Below are 15,011 nucleotides of genomic sequence, written 5' to 3'. Positions count from 1 at the left end.
GCCCGGTGGAGAACGGAAGGGATATCGAGCGTGGGATGGGTCGACAGATGACCGAGCGAAGGCCCGTCCCGTTACGTTCGACGTTGCGCAGTCTCGGACCTGCCTACACGGCACTGCAGCCTCGTGAAGTACTCCGCGCAGGAACCGGAACGGCTGTCGGCTTGGCACTGACCGGCTCGGCACTGGCCGTCCTGGTGCTGATTGCACCCGGTCTCGACCCGGTTCTCGGTCTGTACATGATCGCACCGTTCGGCGCCACGGCCGTGCTCGTCTTCGCCGCACCCAGCAGTCCTCTGGGGCAGCCGTGGCCGGCGATCGTGGGTAACACCCTCGCGGCGGTGGTCGGTGTTGCAGCGACGCTCCTCATCCCCGTCCTGACTGTCCGGATCGCGCTCGCGGTCGGCTTGTCGGTCGCGGTGATGCTGCTCTTCCGGGCAGTGCACCCTCCCGCAGGTGCGGTGGCAATGACTGCCGCGCTGTCACCAGAAGCGGTTCATCACCTCGGGTTTCGCTTCGTGCTCACCCCCGTCCTGCTCGGCACGTGCCTGGTCGTCGCATTCGCCGCCGTCTACGGCCGGTTGACCGGCAGGCACTATCCGTTGCGACAGTTGGACTCCTCACCCCCTCCTGTCGAGCGTCTCGGGCTCAGCGAGGACGAACTGACCAACATCCTTCAGCGCTACGAACAGTCGTTGAACCTCGGCGTCGCGGATCTTGCCCGCCTGGTCGGGGCCGCTGAACTGCAGGCCGCGGGTCATCGAACAGGCCCGTTGAACGCCGGCGACGTCATGTCCCGCGACCTCGTCACGATCGGTGCCGACGCCACCCTCGACCACGTCGCGGACCTGTTCCGGAAGCATGGATTCACCTCGTTGCCCGTCGTGGACGAGAACGGCAAGTATTCCGGTGTGGTGTTCCAGATCCATTTGATCCTCTGCCAACAGGATTCGTCGGCGATGGGCACGACGCCGTTGCAGAGACGAGGCAGCGAACACGCCGCACCCGGCATACGTGCCGGCGACATCATGGCGGTCGACACGGCGGCTACCACGATCGACACTCCCGTCGGAGCGCTCCTGCCGTTGTTGGCGGAAGGCGGTTGCGACGCGGTACCGGTACTGGAGGACGGCGTGATCGTCGGGATCGTCACCCAGACCGACCTGATCGCTGCGCTGGCCCGCCAGTCGCTCCGTGCTGACACACAACCGATCTGACTCTCCACGGCACGTCCGGCGGGACGGCCTGATCAGTCACCGTCCGTGCGCGGCAACAGCACCCGGAACACCGCTCCCCCACCGTCGGGCGAGTCGGCGGTCACCGTGCCCCCGTGCGCGGCCACGAGTGCGGCGACGATGGACAGTCCCAGTCCGCTGCCCCCGGACTGGCGTGTCCGCGACGAGTCGGCTCGGTAGAAGCGTTCGAAAACGCGTTCGCGCGCTTCGGCGTCGAGCCCCGGGCCGGTGTCGGCGACTTCGAACAGCGCGTACTCGCCGACGGTGCCGACCCGCACGGTGATCGCCGCATCGGCGGGTGTGTGGCCGAGTGCATTGCCGACGAGGTTGGTCAGGATCTGACGGATACGGGCGTCGTCGCCGAGCACCTCGGGCCGGCCCGGCCCGTCGACGACCTCCAGTGCGATGGCGCGTTCGGGTGCCATCGCGCGGGCGGCGTGCACGCCGTCGGACGCAACCGTCAGCAGGTCGACCGGCGACTGTTCCAGGGGTCGCTGCGCGTCGAGACGTGCCAGCATCAGCAGGTCCTCGACGAGCAGGCCCATCCGTGACGCCTCCGCCTCGATTCGCGACATGGCCTGCCCGGCGTCGGGAATCGCTCCCTGCCGGTACAGCTCCGCGAATCCGCGGATCGTCGTCAGCGGGGTGCGTAGTTCGTGGCTGGCGTCGGCGACGAAGCGACGCATCTTCTCCTCGGACCGGCGAGCGGACTCCTCGGACGCCGCGGTCGCCGAGAACGCCGCCTGGATCTGCTCCAGCATGCTGTTCAGGGCCACCGTCAGGCGACCGACCTCGGTGCGCTCGTCGCGCTCGGGGATTCGTTGGTGCAGGCGGCCTTCCGCGATCGCGGCGGCGGTCTCCTCGACTTCGACGAGTGGACGCAGGCTGCGCCGCACCACGAAGTACCCGATGACCCCGAGCGCGATCAGGACCGCGACGCCGATACCGACCTGCAGTCCGATGAGCCGCTCGACGGTGGCGTCGACGTCCCCGAGACGCACCGCCACGGTGACCGTTCCGTCGGCCGTGGTGGTGGTCAGGGCCCGCCAGTTCTTGCCGGGATTGCCGACGGAGCCGACGGTCACCGGCTTGTCGCCGAGGTCGTCGGGCAGGTCGGGTTCGACGGCGAGGTCGTTGATCACCATGCGGGTGGTGCCGTCGGAGGTTTCGCTGCGCACGTAGAACTGGCTCGGGGGCCGCGACGGCCCCACCTCGGCGGTGGGCGGCGGCAGCGGGTGAGTGCGGGGTTTCGCCCAGGTCAGCGACGCCTCCCGCAGCGAGGTGTCGACCCGGGAGATCAGGGAGTTCTTCATCGCCGAGGTCACCGCGACACCGGAGGCGAGCAGGCCGAGGGCGGCCAGCACCAGCAGCGCCGCGACCAGTGTGAAGCGCAGCGGCGCGCGGCGCAGTCGGTGCATGCCGCTACCTCGGCTCGCGCAGGACGTACCCGACGCCCCGCAGCGTGTGGATCAGACGCGGCTCGGTGGTGTCGACCTTGCGTCGCAGGTAGGACACGTAGGACTCGACGACGCCGACCTCACCGCCGAAGTCGTAGTGCCACACGTGATCGAGGATGCGCGGCTTGCTCAGCACCACACCGGCGTTGACCATGAAGTACCGCAGGAGGGTGAACTCGGTCGGCGACAGCGACACGGGTTTCCCCGCCTTCCACACCTCGTGGGTGTCGTCGTCGAGTTCGATGTCGGCGAAGGAGATCCGTGACGGTTCGACGACGTTCGGGTCGCGTGCGACGCGACGGAGGATGACCCGTAGCCGGGCGACGACTTCCTCGAGGCTGAACGGTTTGGTGACGTAGTCGTCGGCGCCGAGGGTCAGGCCGGTGACCTTGTCTTCGACGGCGTCCTTCGCGGTGAGGAACAGCACGGGCGCCTCGATGCCGTCGGCGCGCAGGCGGCGGAGCAGACCGAAGCCGTCCATTCCCGGCATCATCACGTCCAGGATCAGTGCGTCCGGCCGGAATGCCTTCGCCTTGTCGAGGCCTTCGGCGCCGGTGGACGCGGTTTCGACCTCGAAGCCCTGGAAGCGCAGACTCACGGACAACAGTTCGACGATGTTGGGTTCGTCGTCGACGATCAGGATCTTCGCATCGGTCTTCGTGCCAGTCACAGCACCATCATCACCCGGATCGCTGACCGAAGGCTGACCGCTGGCTGCGAGTTTCCTGTGAGCCGACGGTCAGGTCGCTCACATCCGTGCCCGACCGCCGGTGAGGCGTTGCTACGGTGGAGGCGTCGACGACGACACCCGGACGAGCGCACCGTACCCGGCCAGCGAAAAGACGGTGCCTGGGAGAGATTTCCATGGCCTGGCTCGTCCTCGTCGTTTCCGGTGTGCTCGAAGCCGTCTGGGCCACTGCGCTCGGCAGATCGGCCGGCTTCACCCGACTCGCTCCGTCCGCCCTGTTCGGTGTCGCCCTCGTCGCGAGCATGGCGGGGCTCGCGTACGCGATGCGCACGCTGCCGATCGGCACGGCCTACGCGGTGTGGGTCGGTGTCGGGGCCGCGCTGACTGTCGGCTGTGCGATGGTCACCGGCACCGAGTCGGCCTCGGTCGTGAAGGTCCTGCTGATCGCCGGCATCGTCGGCTGTGTGATCGGGCTGAAGGTGTTGCACTGACCCCCCGGCAGGATCCGACCGGTGCCCGTCGGCGGCGGGTTACAGTAATCGCATGAATCTGGTGGCGATGGTCACACTGCCGGCGCGGGCGACGCTGGCCGTCGCCGACTCGGCTCTCGCGGCCGCGGCGTCGGCGCTCGGCGCGGCCCGTGTCGTGGTGTCCTCTGCCGCCCCCGTCGGCGCCGGCACGCTGACCACGACGAACACGTCGAATCCACTGAAGTTGCTGCAGCAGGTGGCGGAGGTCGCTTCGGATCAGCGGCCGCTCGGGCGGGCTCTGCAGCCCGGCGGACCGCTGGACCGTCTGCTCGCCGAGGGCGGCGTCGTCGACCGTCTCACGTCGCCGGGTGGCACCCTCGACCGGTTGCTCGCGGAGGGCGGTGTGGTCGACCGGCTCACTTCGCACGACGGCACCCTCGAACGCATTCTCGAGCCCGGCGGCCCACTCGAGCGCGTCCTCGCGCCCGGCGGCCCGGTGGACCGCCTGCTCGAGGAGGACGGCCCCGTCGAACGTCTGCTTGCCCCGGGCGGCCTGCTGGACCGGCTGACGGCCGAGGACGGGCCACTCGAACGTCTGACCGCCACCGCGGGCCCACTCGAAACCCTCACCAGGGAGGGCGGGATCATCGATCGCGCGCTCGAGGAGGGTGGCGTCCTCGAGTCCCTGCTCGCAAAGGACGGGCAGCTGGAGCGGATCATCGCGGAGGGTGGGCCGCTCGATCAGATCGTCTCGCTGTCGGAGACACTGACCTCCCTCGCACCGAACCTCGAGCACCTGGGTGAGAGCGTCGAGTTGCTCCGGGAAACGGTCGGTGTGCTGTCCGCCGCCGTGGGCCCGCTCGGCGACCTCGCGGGGAAACTGCCCGGCCGCTGGCTCAAAGGTGGCCGGTACAGCACAACGGAACTCCCCCAGTGACGGCCTGCGCGTAATTCGCGGCCCGGGAGGTTGAGGACACCGGCGAGGAGTTCGCCGGTCGGGAATGCGGCCGGACGGGACGGGTGTGACGTCGAGCGGGTTTCGCCCGGCGCCCCGAAATGTTGCGAGGCACTCGCGGAGCACGTTTCATGTTCAGCATCACCCGTGTTGCGCTCTCACAGAGGTTCACTACGGTGCCGGGCGGTCACCGGTACCGCACCGCCCGAGCGACGCCGACGCGAACGGAGCCGACCATGCCGGAGTTCCCCGCCTTCGCCCCTCGCCCGCACCGGGCGTTCAGCGCTGGTTTCTACCCGAGTGCGGATTTCGATTTCTCGGTGCGGTACGTCCTCGGCGCCGCGCCCTTCGGCGGGGCGGACGTCGGCGAGGTCCTGTCGACGATCGACGGGGTCTCCAACAACGACCACGACCACTGGTTTCAGGCGTGGCACGACACCGGAAGCCGGATTCGGGCGGCCGCCGACGCGGAGGCCGCCGCGGGCCACAGGGTGAGCGCCTCCCTCGCTTATCTCAGGGCCGCAAACTATTTCGCCGTGGCGGTCAATTCGGTGAGCGGGCGCAAGTCCGACGACCTGCTGGTGCCGACGTTCCGCCTGCACCGGTCCAGCTGGGACGGTTTCGTCGACACCACCGACCGGATCGTCGAACGCGTCGCGATCCCGTACGAGCAGGACACGCTGCCCGGTTGGTTCTTCCGCCCGGACGCGGACGGCGCCGCCCGCCCGACGCTGGTGATGGTCAACGGCAGCGACGGCGCGGTCAGCGGGTTGTGGAGTTCCGGGGCGGCCGGAGCCCTCGCCCGCGGCTACAACGTGCTGGTCTTCGACGGTCCGGGGCAGCAGTCGATGCTCTTCGAGCGGGGCGTCGGATTCCGGCCCGACTGGGAGGTGGTCCTCACTCCGGTGGTCGACTTCGTGCTCGCGCGATCCGATGTCGACGCCGGTCGGCTCGCGTTGTACGGGATCAGTCAGGGCGGTTTCTGGATCGGGCGAGCGCTGGCGTACGAGAACCGCTTCGCGGCGGCGGTCGCGGACCCCGGTGTGGTGGACGTCGCCGCGTCGTGGAGCCTCAACATTCCGAGCAGCCTGATGAAGTTGTTCCGCGCGGGAAACAGGGACGCCTTCGACCGCGACATGGCACTGGGGTTGAAGTTCTCCCCCGAGGCCGCGCGGACGTGGAAGTTCCGCGCCCGACCGTACCTGCAGGACGGTTACTTCGACACGCTCACCGAGGTGCACCGGTACACCCTCACCGACGACGAAGCCGCGCAGATCACCACCCCACTGCTGGTCCTCGATCCGGAGGGTGAGCAGTTCTGGCCCGGCCAGTCGAAGGAACTCGCCGACCGCGCGGGTGGGCCGACCGTGCTGTCCCCGTTCACCGCGGCGGAGGGCGCGAACTTCCACTGCCAGCCGATGGCGCGGCTGCTGACCGACGAGCGCATGTTCGGCTGGCTCGAGGGCAGGCTCCGCCGCTGACGGAGCGGTCCTCTAGCGCGACCCGGACAGGTGCTCGCCGAGGAAGGCGTACACCCGACGCCACGCGTCACGGGACTGCTCCTCGCCGTAATGGAAGCCGACGACCCGCAGCAGGGGTGTCGCGGGCCCGGCAGGCAGATGGTTCGCGAAGCTGTGTCCGACTCCGGGGTAGGTCTTGACGTCGTGCGGGACTCCGTGCCGTTCCAGTGTCTCGGTGAGCCGACGGCCCGCGCGCGGCAGGATCGGGTCGCGTGCCCCGAAGCTCGCGACGATCGGGCAGGCCCCGGACAGTGCCTCGTCGAGATGGCGTGGCAGTACGCCGTAGAACGGTGCCGATGCATCGAAACCCATGGGCGACAAGGCCAATGCGAACCCTCCGCCCATGCAGAAGCCCACCACCGCCACCGCGCCGGTGCAGTCGGGACGCGCGATCAGATGATCACGCGCCGCGAGCAGGTCGGTCACCGCGCGACCCTGGCGTCCGACCAGCTCGCGGAACACCCGCGTGACGCACCGGGCGGCACCGCCCCGGGAGTACAGGTCCGGAGCCAGCGTCAGATATCCGTGGTCCGCGATGTCGCGGGTGATCGCGCGGATATCCGCACTGAGGCCGAGCGCGTCGTGGACGACGACCACTCCCGGATGCGGATCTGCGCCGCCGGGTTGCTCGAGGAGCGCGTCGATGGAGCCGTCGGGGGTGTCGAAGGTGATGTCGGGCATCCGGCGACCTCCAGGGTTCGACTGGCGTCAGGTTAGCCGACCATCGTCGATCCGGTGAGCTTCCGCGGCCCGCAGCCGGTCGAGTTCCTTCTCGACCTCGACGAGCCGCCGGTACAGCGCCTGGATGCTGGCCATGCAGACACCGTTGGCGTCGACCTGGGCGATGCTGCGCTGCGACGAACCGAGACCGAACACGGCGGCGAAGTCCTGTGCCATCGGCCCGAGGTGCCGCACCGACTCGTGGTCGAAGCGGTAGTTCCACACGCTCAGCGGGAGCGCCGCGAGACGTTCCAGTACCTCGTTGGCACCGTCCGGAATGTCGGCGCCGGTGTCCACGCCCCGTCTGCGACTCGCGTGGGACCGTATCCACGCGAGCGGGTGGTGCGCCGTCAGATGTGCTGCACTCACCGGATCACGGTCGCAGCGGGCGGATGTGACGCTTTGCTCCGATGTCACTGAGGAGGATCCCGACGCCGGCACCGAGCAACCCGAGTCCGAGTCCCACTGCCGCTCCACCGAGACCGATCGCGAGTCCGAGCATGATTCCTCCAACGCTTCTCGTGAAGTCGTGTGTCGGGGCGGCCTCGCGCGGGGCAGCCCCACGAAATGAACACCCTCAACGGTGGTCCTCCGGGGCGACGAATGCAACCGCCGGACCGATGCCCGGTTTTCCGCAACGGTCTGATACAGATACCGGTCATGAAACGCATCGTGTTCGCCGCACTCGCGGCCGCCTCCGTGTCCGCGCTCGCCGTCGGCTGTGGATCCGACGACTCGTCCGACACCTCGTCGGCGAGCGCCACGTCGGCCGCGCAGTCGACGTCGGACAGCCTGGCGGAGCCGGCCACGACCGGCGACGTCTATCTCGACACCTGTAACGGTGTGCTCGCCTACATCGAGACGATGAAGGAATCCGGGCTGGCCGCGGACGACGCCGCCGTGCAGGCGATCGGCGACGAGTTCCTCACCCTCGCGCAGGCGGAGCCGGACTGGGCGGGCAAGTCGGAGCAGGACAAGGCCGACTTCGAGCGTGGGATGAACGCGGCGGTCGCGGGAAGCTGCTGAGCCTTTCCTGCTGCACGCCCCCGCCGACGTTGCGGGGGCGTTGCTGCATTCAGGTCGCGGTGGAGCCCCCTGTCAGGATTGAACTGACGACCTTTCGCTTACAAGGCGAGTGCTCTACCACTGAGCTAAGGAGGCGGGTGAAGCGCGCCCATCATATCCAGGCGGCCGCGGCGGTTCACAAACCGGAGCCCCCGGTGCGCCACGTTCCCTGGACGACGTCCCCTCGCGCGACCGGAAAGGCGCAGTCCGGCAGCGATATTCTGGAACGATACGACCGCCCGAGTAGTGAGCATGTCGCCCCGACGTCGGGGGTCGCGGGGTGGCGGAGAGCATGTGCCTGATGACTGACAGCGATCCGCTGCGAACACAACGTGACGTGGCCACCGTGATCGGGGACGACCTCGGTGCGGCCGGGTTCGACGATCCGGAGGAGATCGGGCGCGGCGGTTTCGGTGTGGTGTATCGCTGTCACCAGCCCGCCCTGGAGCGGACGGTGGCGGTGAAGGTGCTCACCGCCGAGTGGGACGAGACGAACCGGGAGCGGTTCCTGCGTGAGCAGCGGGCGATGGGCCGGCTGACCGGGCATCCGAACATCGCCGCAGTGCTGCAGGTCGGGACCACCGACATCGGTCGGCCGTATCTGGTGATGCCGTATCACCGTCAGGGTTCGCTCGAGGCCCGGATCCGGCGGCACGGGCCGCTCACCACACCGGAGGTGCTGCGGCTCGGGGTGAAGACGGCCGCGGCACTCGAGACCGCGCACCGGGCCGGGATCCTGCACCGCGACGTCAAACCGGCGAACATCCTGCTCACCGACTACGGCGAACCGGCCCTGACGGATTTCGGTATCGCACACATCACCGGCGGGTTCGAGACCGCGACCGGCACGGTCACCGGGTCGCCGGCGTTCACCGCGCCCGAGGTGCTCGCCGGGGATCCGCCGACACCGGCCGCGGACGTGTACGGACTCGGCGCCACCCTGTTCGCGGCGCTGACCGGGCACGCCGCGTTCGAACGTCGCAGCGGCGAACAGGTGGTGGCGCAGTTCCTGCGGATCACCACCGCGCCGGTGCCGGACCTGCGCGAGGGCGGCGTCGACGCGGACGTGGCCGCGGTGATCGAGCACGCCATGTCCCGCGCACCGGAGTCCAGGCCCACCGCGGCGGCGCTGGGCGAACGGCTCCAGGAGTTGCAGGCCCGCAGCGGGTTCCCGGTCGACGGGATGGCATTACGCGGCGAACCGACCTCGGAGGAACCGACCGACGGCCCGGATCAGCCGCCGGTGCCGCTGACCACCGGCCGCACCCCCGTCCGCATGCCGCTCGGCGCGTCTGCGACGAGCGGAGGCAACATCCCGGTCGAGTTGTCCACGTTCGTCGGCCGCCGCGCCGAGTTGACGGAGGCGAAGCGGTTGCTGACGGTATCGCGGCTGGTGACGTTGACCGGGATCGGTGGCGTGGGCAAGACACGATTGGCGCTGCGCGTCGCGGCGAACTCCAGGCGGGTGTTCGCGGACGGGGTGTGGCTGGTCGAGCTGGGCGAGTTGCGGGACGGGGCGCTGCTCGAGGCGATGGTGGCCGCCGCGCTCGGGCTGCGCCCGCAGTCCACCAGGCCACTGACGCAGGTCCTGGTGGACTTCCTGGCCCAGCGGGAGCTTCTGCTGGTCCTCGACAACTGCGAACAGGTGGTCGACGCGGCGGCGACGCTGGCCGAGACGCTGCTGCGCGCCTGCCCGACGGTTCGGATTCTCGCCACCAGCCGCGAATCCATGGGCATCGGCGGTGAGGCGGTGCTGCGGGTGCCGCCGCTGACGGTCCCCGATCCCGGCCGTGAACCGTCGCCGCGAGAGGTGCGGGCCTGCGATGCGGTCGGCTTGTTCGTCGAGCGGGCGGCCGCCGCACTGCCGGGGTTCGAGCTCACCGCGGACAACGCGGCCACCGTGGCGCAGATCTGCGCGCAGCTCGAGGGGCTGCCGCTGGCCATCGAGCTCGCCGCGGCGCGGTTGCGGGTGCTCTCGCCCGAGCAGATCCTGCAGCGGCTCACGGACCGCTTCACACTGCTCGCGCTCGGCGGCCGCGGGGCGCCGACCCGTCAGCAGGCCCTGCGCCTGTGCATCGACTGGAGTCACGACCTGTGCACTCCGGCCGAACGACGACTCTGGGCACAGTTGTCGGTGTTCGCCGGCAGTGTCGAACTCGACGCCGCCGAGCAGGTGTGCCGGTGGGACGAGGGACCGGACGACCTGGTCGACCTACTGGTGTGCCTGGTCGACAAGTCCATCCTGATCCGGGAGCAGTCGGGCGCAGCGGTCCGGTTCCGGATGCTCGAGACCCTGCGCGACTACGGACGCGAACGGCTGCGCGAGTCCGACGAGCACCTCGACCTGCAGCGGCGGCACCTGCACTGGTACCGGCAACTCGCCCTCGATGCCGAGTCGCAGTGGATCAGTGACCGGCAGCTCGACTGGATCGACCGCCTCGACCGGGAACAGCCCAACCTCCGCGAGGCTCTCGAATTCGCCCTCACCGACGACGCGGGATCGGAGGACGTCCTGTCCTTCGCGTCGGCGCTGCACGCCTTCTGGTTCTCGTGCGGCCGGCTCGGTGAGGGACGGCATTGGCTCGACCGTGCCGTCGCAGCTGCCCCCGTCACCGCGTCCGTGGTCCGCGCGAGGGGCTTGTGCTGGACCTGTGCACTGGCCGATGTCCAGGGGGACATCGCCGCGTCCACCGCTCTGGTCGCCGAAGCCCGGGCCATCGCCGAACGATCCACGGACCCGGCTGTGCGCGCGTGGGTGGACCTCACCGAGGGGCGCCACGCGGTCTACACCGGCGACCTTGCCCCGGCGAGCGTGCTGTTGACGCGAGCGCACGACGCGTTCGTCACGCAGGGCGACCTCATTGCCCAGGTCTCGTCGCTCCACAACCTCGGATGGGCCGACGAGCTCCAACAGGACACCGCGGGGGCGCTCCGGTGTCGCGAGGAGTCCCTCGCGATCACCGAGCCCCGCGGCGAATCGGTGTGGCGGTCGTACGCACTGTGGGGTGCCGCGGTCGCGGTGTGGCGTCACGGTGATCGGGACCGCGCGCTGCGGCTGCTTCAGCAGGGGCTCGGACTGGTCCGACGGCGGGGAGACCCGTTCCTGGGCGCGGCGTGCCTCGAGGTAGTGGCCTGGATCGTGTCCACCGAGGGCAGCGCCCGACGCGCCGCCGTGCTGTTGGGTGCGGCGCAGGCCCTGGGCCGGACGACGGGCGCATACACCGTGCTGTACCCGGGCCTGCTCGTCCATCACGAGGCGAGCGAGCGGAGCGCGCGCCGGACGCTCGGCCAGCGGGCGTTCGAGACCGCACACCTCGAAGGCAGTGCGCTCGACCTCGACGAAGCCATCGCCTACGCGCTCGGTGTGGAACCCGCGACCGCGCGGCCCGCCTCGGTCGCGTCTGCCGAGCTGACCAAGAGGGAGCGGCAGGTCGCCGACCTCGTCGCCGAGGGCATGACCAACAAGGCCATCGCCTCCCGCCTGGTCATCTCCCCACGCACCGCCGACGGACACATCGAGCACATCCTGACCAAACTCGGCTTCACCTCGCGGGCACAGATCGCGGCCTGGGTCGTCGAGCAGCGACAACACTGACCACCGGGCAGCGACCCCACCCGTCAGGCGAGCCGAATACGTTGGTCGACAAGGGAATCGGGAGACTCGTTCACTCTAGTTGCCCGAGACGCCGCGGATCGCGTCGATCACCAGCCGCGGGGACTCGTGGTGGATGTCGTGGCCGCTGTCGGTGTGGGTGATGTGTTGCGAGCCGGGGAACAGGCGAGCCAGATCGTCCTGCGACGCCAGTTGGGCCGCCCAGAACGTCTGCGGGTAGTCGGCCGGGGCGTCGGCGGGCAGGCGCTCACGGAAGGCGTCCGCGTCGAAGGTGTCCCCGCTGAGGACGACGACGGGCATGGCGGGGACGGCCGGGGCGGCCCGCAGCTGCGCGAACACGGTGGCGGGGTCGACCTGCTCCACGTCGGCCCACTGCGCCCGCCGGGCCTCGTTGTCACGCTCGATCGTCGCCAGGAACACGGAGAAGTCGGCGGGGGTCAACTCGTTCTGCAGGAATTCGGACATGCCGTCGACGAGTACGAGACCGGACACCGCATGCGGGTGTGTGCCGGCGTACATCCGCGCGACCGGGCCGCCGTACGACCACCCGACGAGCACGTACGGTCCGGGCACGCCCGCCGCGGTCAGCAGGGCCGCCAGATCGGCCGCGTCCCGTTCCGGCGTCGTCGGCTGCGGCATCGGCGTCGACGACGTGAATTCGTCGTCCTCGCGGACGGTTCCGGCCCGGTCGTACGAGCAGACCCGCGTGAACGTGGCGACCTCGGGAAACACGGCGGACTGGCTCGGATGGACGGCGCCGGACGGATCCTCGACCTCGCTCCACGTCTGCGCCGCCGCGACGGCACCGGGGACGAGCACCACCGTCGGCGACCCGGTCCCGCTGCACTCGAGGTACATCTGCCTGCCGCCGCCGACGTCGAACGTCTGCGCGACGTCGGGTGCCGGCGCGACCATCGTGGTGGTCGTCTCCTCGGCCTGCTCCGCGCGGCCACCGCACGCGGCCACGAACGTCGGCAGCGTCGACAGGCAGGCCAGGACGGTGAGGGGTCTGGTGTGTTTCGCGATCATCGAATTGCCCCGTTCGACAACCTGGGCGTCTTCGCAGCATAGTTCGCGGACGGGGAACGCAACACGGACAGGGTCCGAGCGCGCGCCGGTCCGGCCGGAAACCGATAGCGTTACATCATGAGTACCTCCGAGATCGCCACGGTCCTCGCGTGGCACGACGCGCTGAACGAGTCCGACCTCGACACGCTGCTGGCACTGTCCAGCGACGACATCGAGATCGCCGGCCCCGCGGGCGCCGCACAGGGACTCGGCGCCCTGCGCGAATGGGCTTCGACCGCTGCGCTGACACTGAACCCGGGACGGATGTTCGTGCACTCCGGGGTGGTCGTGGTCGAGGAGGTGCCGGGGCCCGCGGACGCACCCGGTCAGGTCGCCGCCGGCGCGGCGGCGTTCCGCGTCGTGCACGACCAGGTGACCGCGATCTTCCGGCACCCCGATCTCGCGTCCGCCCTCGCGGCGACCGATCTCACCGAGCAGGACGTGGTGTCCTGACCCGGTGTCGGCACTTCGACCGGACACAGCACTACGACCGGACAAAGGGAACGCTCCGGTGCCCGATCCCGCGAGAAGTGCGGAACGGGCCCGGAGCGCGTCACCCGAGGTTCGGGCGTGAGGGTGGCTCAGCCGTTACCCGCGGCCTTGTCCTTCTCCATGGCCTCACGCAGGCTCTTCGGCCGCATGTCGGTCCAGTTCTGTTCGACGTACTCGACGCACGCCTGTCGGCTGTCCTCACCGAAGACCACACGCCACCCCTGCGGGACCTCGGAGAAGGTCGGCCACAGCGAGTGCTGCTCCTCGTCGTTCACGAGGACATAGAAACGGCCGTCTTCGTCGTCAAATGGATTCGTGCTCATCAGGCCTCGCTTGTCGCAAACTCGTTCGATGTGCTGTCCACCCCTGTGGAAGCCTCGACCCTACCAACATCATCTCTCGCTGACCGCCGTACCACGATCGAACCGAGAATCTCTCCCGCGCGCACCGCGACGTTCGACAGCAGCGACGCCGTCAGCCCGTGCGTCTTCTCGGTACCGCCCTGCAGGTAGATGCCTGCCCGGACATTCGGTGCGGTCGGCAGCCGGTAATCGCGCTCGACCTCCGTCACCACGTCACCTGCCGGTGCGAGGTCGCCGAGGATCTCACGCAACGGGGTGGGGGTGAATCCGGTCGCGAGGACCATGGCGTCGCAGGTGAGGATGTCGGTGAGACCGTCCAGGTTGCTGCGCACACTGACCTCGATGCCGTCGGGACCGTCGACGACCTTCGCGATGTCGGACGCCTTGCGCATGAACAGCCGCCGCCGGCCGCGAACGATCTCCTGGTACTCGATGGTGTAGAGCTCGTTGATCAACTCGATGTCGACGACGGAGTAGTTGGTGCCCTTGTGCATGGAGAGCAACCGCTCCCGCTCCTCGGGGGTGGTGCCGTGGAACTCGTCCACGGTGGCCGGGTCGAAGATCCGGTTGGCGTACGGGCTGTCGTCGGCCGGGCTGTAGCCGTAGCGGGAGAAGACGCTGTGCACCTCGGCCTCCGGGAAGTTCCGGTGCAGGTACTGCACTACCTCGGCGGCGCTCTGTCCGGCGCCGAGCACGACGAACCGCTGGTGGCGCAGCTCCGGCAGCTTCTCGAGATGGAACAGGAACCGATGGTTGTGGAAGCACCGCGGGGAAGGGGTCGCCCACTCGGGCAGCCGCTCGCGGAGTCCGGCGCCGACGACGACGTTGCGGGTGCGCAGGACCTCGCCGTCGGACACCTGCACGGTGAACTCGTCGACGGTGCCGTCCGCCGAGCCGGCGCCGGTGATCCCGGTGACCTCGACGCCGTACCGGACGTCGGCGTCGACTCGCCCGGCAGCCCACTGCAGGTAGTCGTTGAACTCGTGGCGACTGGGGAAGAAGGTCTGGTGGTTCACGAAGTCGACCAGCCGTCCCTTGTCGAACAGGTACGAGAAGAAGCTGTAGGTGCTCGCGGGATTCCGGAACGTCACCAGGTCCTTCGGGAACGCGATCTGCATCGTCGCGCCGTCGAGGAGCATTCCGGGATGCCAGGCGAAACGATCCTGGCGCTCGACGAAGCGGGCGTGGATCCGCTCGTTCGGATCGCAGGTGGCGTTGTGCTCCTCGATCGCGATGGCCAGCGCCAGATTCGAGGGTCCGAATCCGACCCCGACCACATCGAGCACGTCGGGCTCCGAACCCTCGTTCGTCCGAGTCGAAGTCATCGCAGTAGTCCATCCTCGCCGCACGACGCGGCAGTTCCGTCTTC

Annotated in this window: 15 protein-coding genes, 1 tRNA gene and 1 riboswitch; of the genes, 7 read left to right on the top strand and 9 right to left on the bottom strand. The window is 69.3% G+C overall.

Going from position 1 to position 15,011, the window contains the following annotated elements:
* Positions 1-47 precede the first annotated feature (47 nt).
* Entirely contained in the window at positions 48-1,214 is a 1,167-nt protein-coding gene (locus tag ACFYVR_RS06350; protein ID WP_387470828.1) for an HPP family protein, read from the top strand.
* A 32-nt stretch (positions 1,215-1,246) separates the two neighbouring features.
* Here ACFYVR_RS06350 and ACFYVR_RS06345 read toward each other — a convergent pair whose 3' ends face one another.
* On the bottom strand, positions 1,247-2,650 hold the full coding sequence (locus ACFYVR_RS06345; protein WP_387470826.1) for a sensor histidine kinase: 1,404 nt from the start codon (positions 2,648-2,650) through the stop codon (positions 1,247-1,249).
* Between the two features lie 4 nt (positions 2,651-2,654).
* Positions 2,655-3,359 carry a response regulator transcription factor gene (locus ACFYVR_RS06340; protein ID WP_387470824.1) on the bottom strand — a complete coding sequence of 235 codons (705 nt, stop codon included), beginning with the start codon at positions 3,357-3,359 and terminating at the stop codon, positions 2,655-2,657.
* A gap of 116 nt (positions 3,360-3,475) precedes the next feature.
* Positions 3,476-3,541: riboswitch (guanidine-III (ykkC-III) riboswitch) on the top strand.
* 12 nt (positions 3,542-3,553) lie between these two features.
* Here ACFYVR_RS06340 and ACFYVR_RS06335 point away from each other — a divergent pair.
* The 3 genes from ACFYVR_RS06335 (at position 3,554) to ACFYVR_RS06325 (ending at position 6,283) form a co-directional block, all read left to right on the top strand.
* Positions 3,554-3,868, top strand: a complete 315-nt coding sequence (locus ACFYVR_RS06335; RefSeq protein WP_387470822.1) for a DMT family transporter — start codon at positions 3,554-3,556, stop codon at positions 3,866-3,868.
* Between the two features lie 52 nt (positions 3,869-3,920).
* Entirely contained in the window at positions 3,921-4,784 is an 864-nt protein-coding gene (locus ACFYVR_RS06330; RefSeq protein ID WP_387470820.1) for an ABC transporter, read from the top strand.
* Between the two features lie 254 nt (positions 4,785-5,038).
* Positions 5,039-6,283 (top strand): alpha/beta hydrolase family protein, encoded by a 1,245-nt coding sequence (locus ACFYVR_RS06325; protein ID WP_387470818.1) that lies wholly within the window; start codon positions 5,039-5,041, stop codon positions 6,281-6,283.
* Between the two features lie 12 nt (positions 6,284-6,295).
* Here the strand turns inward: ACFYVR_RS06325 and ACFYVR_RS06320 are convergent, their stop codons facing one another.
* Genes ACFYVR_RS06320 through ACFYVR_RS06310 form a run of 3 tightly spaced genes read right to left on the bottom strand, consistent with a single transcriptional unit; the run spans position 6,296 to position 7,544 of the window.
* Positions 6,296-7,003, bottom strand: a complete 708-nt coding sequence (locus tag ACFYVR_RS06320; protein ID WP_387470816.1) for a dienelactone hydrolase family protein — start codon at positions 7,001-7,003, stop codon at positions 6,296-6,298.
* A gap of 27 nt (positions 7,004-7,030) precedes the next feature.
* Positions 7,031-7,411, bottom strand: coding sequence for a tail fiber domain-containing protein (locus tag ACFYVR_RS06315; protein WP_387470814.1), 381 nt, complete (start codon positions 7,409-7,411; stop codon positions 7,031-7,033).
* Between the two features lie 4 nt (positions 7,412-7,415).
* The gene (locus ACFYVR_RS06310) at positions 7,416-7,544 is read right to left on the bottom strand and encodes a hypothetical protein (RefSeq protein WP_387470812.1); all 129 of its coding nucleotides are present in this window, start codon (positions 7,542-7,544) and stop codon (positions 7,416-7,418) included.
* 158 nt (positions 7,545-7,702) lie between these two features.
* Between ACFYVR_RS06310 and ACFYVR_RS06305 the strand changes: the two genes are divergently transcribed.
* Positions 7,703-8,068 (top strand): hypothetical protein, encoded by a 366-nt coding sequence (locus ACFYVR_RS06305; protein ID WP_387470810.1) that lies wholly within the window; start codon positions 7,703-7,705, stop codon positions 8,066-8,068.
* Positions 8,069-8,128: 60 nt separating this feature from the next.
* Here ACFYVR_RS06305 and ACFYVR_RS06300 read toward each other — a convergent pair.
* A tRNA-Thr gene (locus ACFYVR_RS06300) sits at positions 8,129-8,203 on the bottom strand.
* Positions 8,204-8,408: 205 nt separating this feature from the next.
* On the opposite strand from ACFYVR_RS06300, the gene ACFYVR_RS06295 reads away from it, so the two are divergent.
* Positions 8,409-11,702 (top strand): protein kinase, encoded by a 3,294-nt coding sequence (locus ACFYVR_RS06295; protein WP_387470808.1) that lies wholly within the window; start codon positions 8,409-8,411, stop codon positions 11,700-11,702.
* 75 nt (positions 11,703-11,777) lie between these two features.
* On the opposite strand, the gene ACFYVR_RS06290 is transcribed toward ACFYVR_RS06295, so the two are convergent.
* On the bottom strand, positions 11,778-12,749 hold the full coding sequence (locus tag ACFYVR_RS06290) for an alpha/beta fold hydrolase (RefSeq protein ID WP_387470806.1): 972 nt from the start codon (positions 12,747-12,749) through the stop codon (positions 11,778-11,780).
* Between the two features lie 117 nt (positions 12,750-12,866).
* Between ACFYVR_RS06290 and ACFYVR_RS06285 the strand changes: the two genes are divergently transcribed.
* Positions 12,867-13,241 carry a nuclear transport factor 2 family protein gene (locus tag ACFYVR_RS06285; RefSeq protein ID WP_387470804.1) on the top strand — a complete coding sequence of 125 codons (375 nt, stop codon included), beginning with the start codon at positions 12,867-12,869 and terminating at the stop codon, positions 13,239-13,241.
* A gap of 128 nt (positions 13,242-13,369) precedes the next feature.
* Here the strand turns inward: ACFYVR_RS06285 and ACFYVR_RS06280 are convergent, their stop codons facing one another.
* Together ACFYVR_RS06280 and ACFYVR_RS06275 are read right to left on the bottom strand one after the other, a co-directional pair.
* Positions 13,370-13,603: an MbtH family protein gene (locus ACFYVR_RS06280; RefSeq protein ID WP_387470802.1), complete on the bottom strand. Its 234-nt coding sequence runs from the start codon at positions 13,601-13,603 to the stop codon at positions 13,370-13,372.
* The gene (locus ACFYVR_RS06275) at positions 13,603-14,967 is read right to left on the bottom strand and encodes a lysine N(6)-hydroxylase/L-ornithine N(5)-oxygenase family protein (RefSeq protein WP_387470800.1); all 1,365 of its coding nucleotides are present in this window, start codon (positions 14,965-14,967) and stop codon (positions 13,603-13,605) included. Before ACFYVR_RS06275 ends, ACFYVR_RS06280 begins: the two co-directional genes overlap by 1 nt.
* Between the last annotated feature and the right edge of the window lie 44 nt (positions 14,968-15,011).

Origin of the sequence: Rhodococcus sp. NPDC003318, assembly GCF_042879035.1 — a bacterium.
In the GTDB taxonomy this organism is placed as follows: Bacteria; Actinomycetota; Actinomycetes; order Mycobacteriales; family Mycobacteriaceae; genus Rhodococcus_G.
The sequence above is the reverse complement of the archived record's forward strand: the minus strand, read 5'-3'. Positions and strand labels throughout refer to the sequence as shown.

Excerpts from the sequence above, each read along its gene's own strand:
- ACFYVR_RS06350 (WP_387470828.1), top strand. The coding sequence starts at position 48 with ATGACCGAGCGAAGGCCCGTCCCGTTACGTTCGACGTTGCGCAGTCTC.
- ACFYVR_RS06345 (WP_387470826.1), bottom strand. The coding sequence starts at position 2,650 with ATGCACCGACTGCGCCGCGCGCCGCTGCGCTTCACACTGGTCGCGGCG.
- ACFYVR_RS06335 (WP_387470822.1), top strand. The coding sequence starts at position 3,554 with ATGGCCTGGCTCGTCCTCGTCGTTTCCGGTGTGCTCGAAGCCGTCTGG.
- ACFYVR_RS06330 (WP_387470820.1), top strand. The coding sequence starts at position 3,921 with ATGAATCTGGTGGCGATGGTCACACTGCCGGCGCGGGCGACGCTGGCC.
- ACFYVR_RS06325 (WP_387470818.1), top strand. The coding sequence starts at position 5,039 with ATGCCGGAGTTCCCCGCCTTCGCCCCTCGCCCGCACCGGGCGTTCAGC.
- ACFYVR_RS06320 (WP_387470816.1), bottom strand. The coding sequence starts at position 7,003 with ATGCCCGACATCACCTTCGACACCCCCGACGGCTCCATCGACGCGCTC.
- ACFYVR_RS06310 (WP_387470812.1), bottom strand. The coding sequence starts at position 7,544 with ATGCTCGGACTCGCGATCGGTCTCGGTGGAGCGGCAGTGGGACTCGGA.
- ACFYVR_RS06305 (WP_387470810.1), top strand. The coding sequence starts at position 7,703 with ATGAAACGCATCGTGTTCGCCGCACTCGCGGCCGCCTCCGTGTCCGCG.
- ACFYVR_RS06295 (WP_387470808.1), top strand. The coding sequence starts at position 8,409 with ATGACTGACAGCGATCCGCTGCGAACACAACGTGACGTGGCCACCGTG.
- ACFYVR_RS06290 (WP_387470806.1), bottom strand. The coding sequence starts at position 12,749 with ATGATCGCGAAACACACCAGACCCCTCACCGTCCTGGCCTGCCTGTCG.
- ACFYVR_RS06285 (WP_387470804.1), top strand. The coding sequence starts at position 12,867 with ATGAGTACCTCCGAGATCGCCACGGTCCTCGCGTGGCACGACGCGCTG.
- ACFYVR_RS06280 (WP_387470802.1), bottom strand. The coding sequence starts at position 13,603 with ATGAGCACGAATCCATTTGACGACGAAGACGGCCGTTTCTATGTCCTC.
- ACFYVR_RS06275 (WP_387470800.1), bottom strand. The coding sequence starts at position 14,967 with ATGACTTCGACTCGGACGAACGAGGGTTCGGAGCCCGACGTGCTCGAT.